Below are 12,779 nucleotides of genomic sequence, written 5' to 3' on the forward strand. Positions count from 1 at the left end.
GTATGATTGTTTTCTATGATAGTTGGTGTCCGATGTGTACGGCGGTTGCAGAACGTACGAAAAAACTAGATAAAAAGGGTAAAATGAATTTTGTTTCATTTCGAGATGAAGATGTAGTTGAGAAGTATGAACTTTCTCAAGAACTACGAAGTAAGATGGAACAAAGATTGTATATTTTAAAAAATAATAAGTGGTATGACGGAATTCATAGCATACATGTATTAGCAAAGGCCGTTCCATCTTACTGGTTTGCCGTTCCTTTTATAAAACTGTCTATCTTACTCGGATTTGGAAGTAAAGTATACGATTATATCGCTAACAATAGAAAACTTGTCCCAGTTGGACATTGCCGTGAAGGGGTTTGTGAAATCCCTACAAAAAAATGAAATCATCGTAATCTTTCTTTTGCACCTAGTAATAGAGCGTGATATGATGAATTTGGAATGAAAGTTGAAGGAGAGATTACAAGATGTCAAATGCTTATGAAGAATACATGCGCCAAATGGTAATTCCAATGCGCCAAGAATTAGTGCGTTCTGGATTTGAAGAGTTAACTACAGAAGAAGCTGTAACAGAATTTATGGAAAACACGGCAGGTACAACTTTAGTAGTTGTAAACTCTGTTTGTGGTTGTGCAGCTGGTTTAGCACGTCCATCAGCAGGTCAAGCAGTTGTTCGTGCTGAAAAACAACCTGACCATCTTGTAACTGTATTCGCAGGCCAAGATAAAGATGCTACTGCAAAAATGCGTGAATACTTCGGAGAAATTCCTCCATCTTCACCATCTATGGCATTGTTAAAAGGAAAAGAAGTTGTTCACTTCATTCACCGTCATGAAATTGAAGGTGCAACTATGGATGAAATTATTACGAACTTAGAACAAGCTTTCGAAAAGAATTGCTAAAGAAGGGGGAGAGTAAATCTCCCTCTTTTCTTTATATAGAGGTGAAAAAATGATCGTAACAACAGCAGGAAGAACGAACAAAGAAATGACAGATTATGCAAACAAGGTAGCAGCAGAATTAAATGTTTCTTTTGTTAAACGTAATGACATACCAGTACATAAACTACATGAGCAGTATAAGCAAGATATACTTGTTGTAGGGAAAAACCGATTAGCAATTTATCCAAGAGGAACGGAAGAGTCGTTTTTCTTTCATCCAAACTCAGCGATGTTTCGTGTGAAAAGGTTAATGCGCGGAGAACACGATCCGTTTGTACAAGCCACGCAATTAGAGAGTGGAATGACAGTGTTAGATTGTACGCTCGGTATGGCATCAGATAGTATTGTAGCTAGTTATATTGTTGGTGAAAGCGGAAAAGTAACGGGACTTGAAGGCAATGAATATATGGCTTATATTATGGAAAATGGTTTAAAAACATGGTCTTCATCTGTTTCTGAAATTGATGAGGCAATGCAACGAATCGATGTGAAGCAAACGGAGCATTTCGCATTTTTAAAACAATGTGAAGATAATAGTTATGATGTTGTGTACCTTGATCCAATGTTTGAAGAAACTGTGATAGAATCAGATGGAATAAAAGGATTAAAACACTTTGCTTTGTATCATGATATTACTGACGAAACAATTGCGGAAGCGAAGCGTGTGGCAAGAAAGCGTGTCGTTTTGAAAGATCATTTCCGTAGTTCTAGATTTGAAAAACATAATTTTCACGTATACAAAAGAAAAAGTGCTAAGTTTCACTTTGGTGTAATTGACCCTTGCTAATTGTTTGAAAAGATGTATAATAAGCAATAATTAATTAAATATACTGTCTGTGATGAAGAGAGTAGTCTTTTTTTAGAAGGAAAGCGAGCTAGGGATGGTGTGAGCCTAGTGCGGAAGGAAAAGATGAAGCGCACTTCGGAGATGCTTCTTGAACGAATAGTAGAGAAAGCCGAGGCCCCCTGTCCTCGTTATAAACGGGAAAGTGGTTCGTAATGAACAACAAGGGTGGTACCACGGGTTTAAACTCGTCTCTTTTTTAGAGACGAGTTTTTTGTGTTTTAAAAAATAAGGAGGTTGTAGTATGGAGTATAAAACGCATTTTGCAAAAAGTTTATCCAATATTTTCACGAATGAATTAACGCAAAAGCAAATTTTAGATTTAATTGAAACACCGAAACAAGATGAATTTGGAGATGCGGCATTTCCATGTTTTTCACTTGCGAAGCAATATAAAAAATCACCAGCTCTTATCGCAAAGGAAGTTGCAGAGAAAATACATGATCCGTTCTTTACGAAAATAGAGGCTGTTGGTCCTTATGTAAATGTATTTTTTAATCGTGAAACTGTAAGTGATGAAGTATTAAAAACGATTTTAGCGGAGAAAGAAGAGTACGGTCAAAATCACTTTGGCTGTGAAAAGACTGTAGTTATCGATTATTCCTCTCCTAATATCGCGAAACCTTTTTCAATGGGGCATTTACGTTCTACAATGATTGGAAATTCACTAAAACATATTGCTGAAAAGTGTGGTTATGAAGTTGTAGGAATTAATTATATTGGGGATTGGGGAACGCAGTTTGGAAAGTTAATTACCGCCTATAAAAAATGGGGAAATGAAGCAGTAGTTAAAGAGGATCCAATACGTGAATTATTTAAGTTATACGTTCAATTCCATGAAGAGGTAAAAGACGACGAAGAACTAGAAGAAGAAGGGCGTGCTTGGTTTAAGAAATTAGAAGAAGGTGATGAAGAAGCTGTTGAGCTTTGGAATTGGTTCCGTCATGAATCCTTAAAAGAATTTTCTCGTATTTATGAACTTCTCGGTGTTGAATTTACTAATTTTCAAGGAGAAGCTTTTTATAATAATTTAATGGAAGATTTTATTGGGATTTTAGAAGAACATGATTTGCTTGAAGAGTCAGAAGGCGCGTTAGTCGTTAATTTAGAAGAAGAGGGAATGCCGCCTTGCTTAATTAGAAAATCCGATGGTGCAACGATTTACGCAACACGTGACTTAACGGCAGCGTTATATCGTCAAAACACATATGCATTTGATAAAGCACTTTATGTAGTTGGCCCGGAACAAAGTTTACACTTCAATCAATTTTTCACTGTATTAAAAAAGCTTGGCTACAATTGGGTTGATGGCATGGAACATGTACCGTTTGGGTTCATTTTAAAAGACGGTAAGAAAATGTCGACACGTAAAGGAAGAGTTATTTTACTTGAAGAAGTACTTGAGGAAGCAATAGACCTTGCAAAACAAAATATTGAAGAGAAAAATCCAAGCTTAAAACAGAAAGAAGAAGTAGCAAAGCAAGTCGGCGCTGGCGCAGTTATCTTCCACGATTTAAAAAACGAGCGTATGCATAATATCGAATTCTCATTAGAAAACATGCTGAAATTTGAAGGTGAAACAGGACCGTATGTACAGTACACACATGCACGTGCTTGCTCTATTTTAAGAAAAGAAAGTGTAGAATTTGAAACGTGTACGTTTGCATTAAAAGATGATCATAGCTGGAGTGTCGTAAAATTACTGAATAAGTTCCCACAAGTAATTGAAGTTGCCTTCAATAAAAATGAGCCATCAATCATTTCGAAATACGTATTATATGTAGCACAATCGTTTAATAAATATTACGGTAATGTTCGTATATTAGAAGAGAGAGAAGAGAAAGACAGCAGACTTGCATTAGTGTATGCTGTGACAGTTGTATTAAAAGAGGGATTACGTTTACTTGGGGTCGAGGCACCTGAGGAGATGTAAAATAAATAGGTATACGTATCATAGTAGATATGTATGCCTATTTATTTTTATAGAAAATGTGAAAGCAGAAGTTTTATTTTGTTAAATCTAAATTTTTTAGAATTGTTTCAAGTGTAGGAATGTCCTTATTAAATGGAGAATTGTAATGTCATATATAAAAAGGAGGTGTTAAACTTGGAAACGTACGACTGGAACAGTAAACTAACATATTTAAAAAACACGAGAGATTTATATTACAATGACGATTATGTAAGCTTTTTAGTAAATACAGTTTGGAAGATTACTAAGCCCGTACATATCGTTGATTATGGTTGTGGATATGGTTATTTAGGATTAGTATTAATGCCATTACTTCCAGAAGGATCAAAGTATACTGGCGTTGATAGTGGAGAAACATTATTATCTGAAGCGAGAGAGTTGTTTCGTTTACTTCCGTATGAGGCAGAATTTCTTGAGGGAGATGCTATAGAAATTGAATTGAACGATACATACGATATAGCAATTTGTCATGCTTTCTTATTACATATGAGTTCGCCAAAAATGATGCTACAAAAAATGATGCATTCAATTAAAAAGGGCGGAAAAATAATCTGTTTTGAACCACACTGGATATCAAATATGTCTTCATACTTTTTAAATGGAGAGACTCAATCGGAAATTATTAGGCTAGGTGCTTTGCAGCAGTTATTTGAAAGTGACATGCAGAGAAGCGGAAAAGATGGAAATATTGGTATGAAAATACCGATGTTTTTAAGTGAACTAGGCGTAAAAAATATTGAATGTAGAGTAAGTGATAAAGTGAACTTTTTAGATTCTAATATGCAGCATAATGATAAACAAAGTTTGTATTATTCATTAAAAGAAGAGGGGATTGCAGGGAATCCAGGTGATAAGCAGCAATTTATAGATCGTTTAATGACTAGAGGATTAACATATGATGATGCGCTAGCTCAATATGAAGCTGAACTCCGATTTTTTAAAGCATTTCAAATGCACTCTTCTTTAGTATATGCTCCGAATATGAAAATTACATTTGGTGACATAGGATGTTGAAAGATAGCGATTTATTGAGGATTGTCACTTTTTGTCAGTAAGTCGATATCCACCGTATAATCGCCGATATAATTGCATGTACTGATTCCAGCTTCCAATAGGTAAGATCCTCATGTTACGTTATTTCATTTAATCAAACAAAATACAGAGAAAAACAATCATTTTTACTATATTTTGTTATAAATTAGAATAATATTAAATAATACTATCCATTATAGGAGATTTTAGTTGAATACCTACAATATGGTGTGTAAAATCTAAGCAAGTAGCAGTGCAAATAAATATTCGAGGTGAATACATGCTAGATTTTAAGCAGTTAGATGCTTGTTTGAAAGACAAGAGATTTATAGATGGGTTACAGGAAATAAATAATGAAATTTCATATATAAAAGAAAAGAATACTTTATCTTATGTGAAGAATTGGCTTGCTAGTGTTCCTTCACATAAGGAGTTTGACATATTAATACGCCTTACTGATGAAGGGCTTATGCACCAATACAGTTCATTCCTCATTCGCTACGCCTATAAAAAATTCCCAAATATGAGAACGCTCTCTTTATATTGTGATGAGTTAATTGATGAGCGGAAAATACTTGAAGTAGAACAGTTGTTAAAAGACTCATTAGAAGAGGTAAATAAAGAAGAAATAGAAGTTGATCTTTTAGCAAAAACATATTTTACGTTAGTACGATGTTTGTTGGAAATGAAACGAAATGAAGAAGCTCTAATGTATATGCAAAAGGCAGAGGAGTACAGTGCACGTGCCGTTTTTGATAAATGGGGCTACGTCTATATGCATACAGGTGAATGGGAGAAAGCAGAAGAACAATTTATAGCTGGCATGCAGCATAAAGATTGTGAAGAGCTATCTACCTATTTATTATCACAGTTATATGCGAATCAAGGAGAACAAAAACGTGCATTACAGCTCATTGATGATGCGATTGTAAAGTTCCCGCAAGTACCATATTTTCATTTTGAAAAGGTGAAATATTTATTAGATTTAAGGAAGTATGAAGAGATGTTAGCGGTAATAGATAACATAAATAATCAGCTTCCTTATCATGCGTATAAAACTTACTTTGTTCATTTACGTGCAGAAGCGCTTTACAAAATGAATAAACTTGCAGATTTACAACAGTTATTAAAAGTAGAAAAAAGTTTAAAAGAGTCCTTATATCATAATTTAGAAAAAAATCCAGATGGCAAAAAGGTTCATTTACCGATAGTTCCGATTGTACAAAAGGATAATTATTGTGTTCCGACCAGTTTAGAAATGATGTTGCAGTTATGGGGAGAAAAACGTACACAAGATGAAATAGCAGAGTTTATTTTTGATATGACAGGCTCGAAGTTTTCAGATACTGTTTCTTATTTAGAAGAATTAGGTTATGAATATCGTTATTTTAAAGGTAATGAAGAAAATTATAAGAGGCTGCTGGATGAAGGGATTCCTGTTTTATTAAGTATAGATATTGAGCATGCTTCACATGTGCAAGTATTATCTGGGTATGATGATACGTTACAAGCTTTTTATGTTCAAGATCCGAACTTTATAGAACCCGTTATTGTAGAATATAGTAAGTTACAAGAAAAATATCGTTACACAGGGGGTTTAGCGATTACGTTTGTTCCGAAAGAAAAGAAGGAGCAACTAGCATTTTTAAATGAAGAAGAAAATCATTATTTTAAGTCTATTTTTTCTCTTACGGACCATTTAGATGAACATGATAAAGAGGGGATTCATAACTTAGTACAATTTTTAAAAGAGACGAGTGATAATCCGAATACGTGGTTATATACGGTTAAGCATTTAGATGTTGAAGTAGATAATGAGTTTATTATAAGTTGTATTGAAAAGTTAATGGAGAAGTTTCCAAACTCAGATTTTGTTAAATTGCATGGTGCACAGTGTTTTATTCGCCTTCAAGAATTAGAAAAAGCGGGGCAAATGCTTACAAGTGTCGAGAAGAAAAATAATCGTGCTTTATATCATCTAATAAACGGAAGATATGCATTTGAACAGGAAAGTTATATAGAAGCGATTTCAAGTTTTCGTTCCTCGTTACAATTAGACGCAGATCAGCCGATTGCTTGGAGTTTTCTCGCTTTATCATATATGTATATCGACCAATCTGAAAAGGCGTTGCAGTTTTCTCAAGTTGCTTTAGAACGTAGTCCAGAACGATTCACTTTAACGAATCACGGATTAATATTAATAGATTTAGAACGATATGAAGAAGCGTATGGAATTTTTAATGATCTGTTAAAAGAGTATAAAAATGAGGCACATGTATGGTATGAGCGAGCGAGATGTGCGCATCATCTAGGAAAATTACATTTAGCGATTAAAGGGCTTAAAATAGCGATTCACTTGGATAGTAATGCACCTTACATTTATACGAAACTTTCGGAAATATACGAATCTGATTTGAAGGATGAGGAACGTACGAAAGAAATTTTATTAAAAGGTATTAAGAATTGTGACGATAAGGCACCTCTATACGTAAAACTCGGTGACTATCATTTTCAAAATGATAGCCTGGAAGAAGCGGAAACATTGTATACTCGTGCTTTAGAAGAAAATTATGATGATGTTTATTCTCACTTTGGAATTACGCAAGTTTATATGGCAAGAGAACAATACAAGGAAGCTAAAGAATATATACTCGGTATTGAAAAGCAAATTGAAAAGAGCCAAGATTTTCTTATGAATGCGGGAATGGTTTTATGGGATGCTGAGGTTGAACTTGGTGGAAATGAAGAAGGATTTAAAGTAGCATTGTCCAAGTTAGAGAATGGTATAAAGCAGAGCGAATATAATGTAGCAAGTACATTAGATGAATATGTGAATCGAATTAAAGGAACGGTATTTGTACAACGAGGAATAGCATTCTTAAGAACATTACACAAAGAAAGAAATGAAGTAAGTGAATACGGTTGTTATATAGGTATTTTATATGAATCTATTGGTCAGTACGGCCAAGCGATGAAAAGATATAAAAGGGCGATAGAACAAAAGGAAACAGCATTACCGTATTACCGAATTGGTGAAACACTTATGGCATTAGGGCAATTGACAGAAGCGAAACAAGCGTATGAAACCTGTTTAGAGCTTGATGAGAATTTCGTAGGTGTACATTTACAGCTTGCAGAAATATACGAAAAAGAAGAAAACCGTACTAAAGAACAAAGTCATATGGTTCAGGCGATGAAAGAAGAGCCGTTACATATTAACATGGAATATTTGGCACAGCTTTCAGTAGAAATGAATCTTCAGGAAGAATTGCTGACTGAACTAGAACAATTAGCGGACGAAGTACCTGAAATATGGCGATTAGATGCGATTGCATATGTGTATGGAGCGATGGATGAAATAGATAAAGAACAGGCATGGATTGAATACGCGCTACAATTAGACGGTGAGCATACAGAAGTTCTATATCATTATGCAAAAGTGTTAGTGAAAAATAGAAATGAAAAAGCAATTGAGATTGCAATGAAAGTGATACAAAAAGATGTAAATAATGAACGTATATTTGAGGTATACGTAAAAGTGATAGAACAACATAAGAAATTGTCTAACATACGAGATTTTCTGCATACATTAAAAGTGAAAAAGGCAGAAAGAAGTATGGTATTTATGTATGCTGCATCTGCGGTGACGGAAAGATGGATTGAACGTCAACAAAATGAACAGCCGAAGAAATCCATAATTACGAGAGCTTTTTATCGTATGAAAAACCGTGCGAAAGAAATTTCGATTATTACTACAATCATTGATTTATATGAAATCTCATTAAAATTAAATCCGAAAAATAGTATGGCAGCGCAGCGATTTGCACTGTTTTACGAAAATGTGGCGATGTATAAAGAGGCGATAGATGTATTGCAAACATCGTTAGAAAATAAATGGGATTACGATGTAGCGAAGCAACTTGTAAATCTTTTCATAGAGTGTGAGGAAGAAGATATGTTACGGGATGCTTCGGAAGTAACGAAGCAAATGGTTCGAGAGTTACCAGATGATTATGATACGCTTCTTTTACAAGCACAAGTATTCTTTAAAATAGGGGAAGAAAGAAAAGCAGAAAAGATTACCTTACAATTAACGGAGCAAACACCGTTTGTAAATAGAGCGTTTCTTGCTTTAGGAGAAATGTATCAAAGTCAAGAAAGGTTTGAAGAGGCGATTCATATATTAGAAAATGCTTCTATACATCATCCAAATGAAACAGCAATTCTTCTTTCTTTAGCGTCTTCATATCATGGTGCCGGCCAAACACGAAAGGCAGAAAAAATAACAAATGATGTATTAACAATTGATGCAAGTGATTTGTTAGCAAGATACGATCGTGCTTGTTATTTAGCACAGTTAAACAGAATTGAAGAGGCGAAGGAAGAGCTTGAAATTGTTCTTTGTGAGGATGAATCAGGATTCTTTGCTGAGCTTATTGAAGAAGATGAAGATTTAGCTGGAATACGAGAATTTGAAAAGTAATTGTATAACAATCGCGAAAAAGGGCATAAATAAAAATATATTTTGAATTAGTTGACAATTCATTCCCTAATGGCATAAAATAGCTTTTAACAAAGTATACAAATCTGAAGACGAGAAAGAGTAAAATAGTGTACTGTTCCCCAGAGAGCCGGTATGTTGCTGAAAGCCGGTGTGCAGACATTATTTGAAAATCATCTCCGAGGAGCCGAGGCTGAAAATAAGTAAGCCCGGACGGATGTCTACCGTTACAAAGAACACGTATGACAGTACGTTGCTAAGTGCTATTAGTGAAGAGCTAATAGAATTAGGGTGGTAACGCGGGTAAACCCGTCCCTACTTTATAGGGACGGGTTTTTTGTGTGCTTTAAAACATTCAAAGGAGTGATTGTAGATGAAGAAAGTAGATGTAAAAGAGTCAGCTGTAGGGAGAGAAACACGTATTCGTAAGCAGTGGAACGAGCAAAGTATTTTCGAGCAATCAATTCAGAATCGAGAAGGCGCACAATCTTTTGTGTTTTATGAAGGACCACCAACTGCGAATGGATTACCGCATGTAGGTCATGCACTTGGACGGACAATTAAAGATGTAGTAGCAAGATATAAAACGATGGCTGGTTATAAAGTGTTAAGAAAAGCGGGATGGGATACACACGGTTTACCTGTAGAATTAGGTGTTGAGAAGCAACTCGGTATTTCTGGTAAGCATGAAATCGAAGAGTATGGAATTGAGCCATTTATTCAGAAGTGTAAAGAGAGTGTATTCACATATGAGAAGCAGTGGCGTGAATTCACTGAAAGCATCGGTTATTGGGTAGATATGGATGATCCATACGTTACGTTAGAGAATCCATATATCGAAAGTGTATGGCATATTTTAGGAACGATTCATGAAAAAGGCTTATTGTATAAGGGACATAGAGTTTCACCATATTGTCCAAGTTGTCAAACTTCACTAAGTTCACATGAGGTTGCACAAGGCTATAAAACAGTAAAAGATTTAAGTGCAACAGTTAAGTTTAAAGTGAAAGATAGTGAAAATGAGTATTTCCTAGGTTGGACAACGACACCTTGGACACTTCCAGCAAATGTTGCGCTCGCTGTACATCCAAATATGGAATACGTGAAAGCGAAACAAGAAGGTCATGTATACATTGTTGCGAAAGAACGTGTACAAGATGTATTAAAAGAAAACTATGAAGTATTATCTGTTCATAAAGGTGAAGAATTAGTAAACGCATCGTATATGCCGCCATTTCCAATGAAAGAAGTTACAAATGGCTACCACGTTATCGCAGCAGATTTTGTCACGGCAGATAGTGGTACAGGACTTGTTCATATCGCTCCAGCATATGGGGAGGACGATTATAGAGTCGTTCAAAGTGCAGGATTGTCATTCTTACACGTTGTAGATGAGAAAGGTGAGTATACAGAAGCAGTACCATTTTTGAAAGGCAAGTTTGTAAAAGATTGTGACGTGGATATCGTTCGTTATTTAGCGAAGGAAGGTTTACTATATCATAAAGAAAAGTATGAACATAGCTACCCACATTGCTGGCGCTGTGATTCACCACTTCTTTATTATGCAGGAGAGAGTTGGTTAATCCGAACAACTGCAATTAAAGATACATTTTTACAAAATAACGATTCTGTTACTTGGTATCCAGATCATATGAAACATGGACGCTTTGGTAAGTTTTTAGAAAATATGGTGGACTGGAATATTAGCCGTAATAGATATTGGGGAACACCATTAAACGTATGGGAATGTGAAAGTTGCGATCATCAATTCGCACCGAAAAGCATTGCTGATTTAAGAAAGCATAGTACGAAAGAAACACCGGAAGATTTAGAATTGCATAAGCCATATGTAGATGAAGTGCAAGTATGCTGCGAAAAATGCGGAAGTACAATGAATCGTACACCAGAAGTAATTGATGTTTGGTTTGATAGTGGTTCCATGCCATTTGCGCAATATCATTATCCATTTGAAAATAAAGAGTTATTTGAAGAACAGTTTCCAGCAGATGTAATTGCAGAAGGTATTGATCAAACACGCGGCTGGTTTTATAGTTTATTAGCAGTATCAGCACTATATACAGGAAAAGTACCGTATAAACGAGTGCTATCACTAGGGCATGTTCTAGATGAAGAAGGACAGAAAATGTCTAAGAGTAAAGGGAATGCACTAGATCCAGTTGATTTAGTCAATCAGTTTGGTGCAGATGCTTTAAGATGGGCGCTACTTGTTGATAGTGCTCCGTGGAATGCGAAGCGTTTTTCTGAAAGAACAGTACTGGAAGCAAAATCTAAATTTGTAGATACATTAGTCAATGTGTATAGTTTCTACGTTTTATATGCAAATTTAGATGAGTATAATCCGAAAGAAACGTATGATGTAAAGCGGACGAAATTGGATGAATGGGTATTATCAAGATTGCATAGCACAACAAAAAAAGTGAGAACAGCACTTGATGATTATCAATTTACGAATGCAGCTCGTGAAATCGCGGCACTTGTAGATGAAGTAAGTAACTGGTACGTAAGACGATCACGTAATCGTTTCTGGGAGTCTGGTATGAGTGCTGAAAAAGCAGCTGCGTATGAGACACTTTATGAAGTACTTGTGACAATTAGTAAATTAATTGCACCATTTACACCGTTTGTCGCTGAAGATATTCATTTAAATTTAACTGGAAGTAGCGTTCATTTAGAGGATTATCCAGTTGTGAATGAATCACTACTTCAGCCGAAATTAGAAGCAGAAATGGATGCTGTTTTACAAGTTGTTGAACTTGGAAGAAGTAACCGTAATCAGCATTCTTTAAAAGTAAAACAGCCGCTAGCAGAACTTGTATTACTTGAGCATAACGAGAATGATATGGATTGGGAATCTTATCGTGATATCGTCATGGATGAGTTAAATGTAAAAGCGTTCCATGTTGAACTCGATGAAACGAAATATACGTCCTATCAATTAAAGCTTAACTTTAAAACAGCTGGGCCGAAGTTTGGTAAAAATGTGAACGCAGTGAATGGTTGGCTAAAACAATTATCACAAGAAGAAGTACAAAACTTTGTATCAACTGGAAGAGCAGTTTACGAAGCAACACCAGGAGAAGAAGTAGTTGTAACTGATGAAGATGTGTTAGTTGAGAAAGTTGCAAAATCAGGATTTTCTAATACGACTAACGGACAATATACAGTTATGTTAGATACGAATGTAACGGAAGAATTGTTACAAGAAGGAGTAGCGCGTGAATTCATTCGAGCAGTTCAAGAATATCGTAAACAGTTGAATTTACCGGTTAATTTACGAGTAGATGTTATTCTTGATACAGAGGAAGAACTACAACGCACATTAACGAACCATAAAGATTTATTGGAAGAAAATTTACTCGTTAAGCAATTTACATTTGATCACTTAACGAATGAAGACGATGAACTATCTTTAGGTGAAGCGAAAGTTCGAATTAAATTAAGCGCGGCTCATTAAAGAAAAAAGGAA

General features: G+C 35.3%; 7 protein-coding genes and 2 other annotated features. All 7 genes read left to right on the forward strand.

The window, feature by feature from the left end:
* The first annotated feature begins 2 nt into the window (after positions 1 to 2).
* The 7 genes from MR113_RS16140 to ileS all read left to right on the forward strand — a co-directional run bounded on the left by MR113_RS16140 (position 3) and on the right by ileS (position 12,767).
* A complete protein-coding gene (locus MR113_RS16140) occupies positions 3 to 386 on the forward strand; it encodes a thiol-disulfide oxidoreductase DCC family protein (protein ID WP_242255471.1) in 384 nt (127 codons plus the stop codon).
* 83 nt (positions 387 to 469) lie between these two features.
* Entirely contained in the window at positions 470 to 904 is a 435-nt protein-coding gene (locus MR113_RS16145; RefSeq protein ID WP_000063705.1) for a BrxA/BrxB family bacilliredoxin, read from the forward strand.
* A 49-nt stretch (positions 905 to 953) separates the two neighbouring features.
* On the forward strand, positions 954 to 1,730 hold the full coding sequence (locus tag MR113_RS16150) for a class I SAM-dependent methyltransferase (protein ID WP_242255473.1): 777 nt from the start codon (positions 954 to 956) through the stop codon (positions 1,728 to 1,730).
* 40 nt (positions 1,731 to 1,770) lie between these two features.
* Positions 1,771 to 1,986: a binding site (T-box leader), on the forward strand.
* Positions 1,987 to 2,031: 45 nt separating this feature from the next.
* The gene (gene argS, locus MR113_RS16155) at positions 2,032 to 3,720 is read left to right on the forward strand and encodes an arginine--tRNA ligase (protein ID WP_242255475.1); all 1,689 of its coding nucleotides are present in this window, start codon (positions 2,032 to 2,034) and stop codon (positions 3,718 to 3,720) included.
* 174 nt (positions 3,721 to 3,894) lie between these two features.
* Positions 3,895 to 4,773, forward strand: a complete 879-nt coding sequence (locus MR113_RS16160; protein WP_242255477.1) for a class I SAM-dependent methyltransferase — start codon at positions 3,895 to 3,897, stop codon at positions 4,771 to 4,773.
* 298 nt (positions 4,774 to 5,071) lie between these two features.
* A complete protein-coding gene (locus MR113_RS16165) occupies positions 5,072 to 9,274 on the forward strand; it encodes a bacteriocin-processing peptidase family protein (RefSeq protein WP_242255479.1) in 4,203 nt (1,400 codons plus the stop codon).
* A 98-nt stretch (positions 9,275 to 9,372) separates the two neighbouring features.
* Positions 9,373 to 9,612 (forward strand) — a binding site (T-box leader).
* 53 nt (positions 9,613 to 9,665) lie between these two features.
* On the forward strand, positions 9,666 to 12,767 hold the full coding sequence (gene ileS, locus MR113_RS16170) for an isoleucine--tRNA ligase (protein WP_242255481.1): 3,102 nt from the start codon (positions 9,666 to 9,668) through the stop codon (positions 12,765 to 12,767).
* Positions 12,768 to 12,779 lie beyond the last annotated feature (12 nt).

Source organism: Bacillus cereus group sp. BfR-BA-01379 (assembly GCF_022663605.1).
In the GTDB taxonomy this organism is placed as follows: domain Bacteria; phylum Bacillota; class Bacilli; order Bacillales; family Bacillaceae_G; genus Bacillus_A; species Bacillus_A mobilis.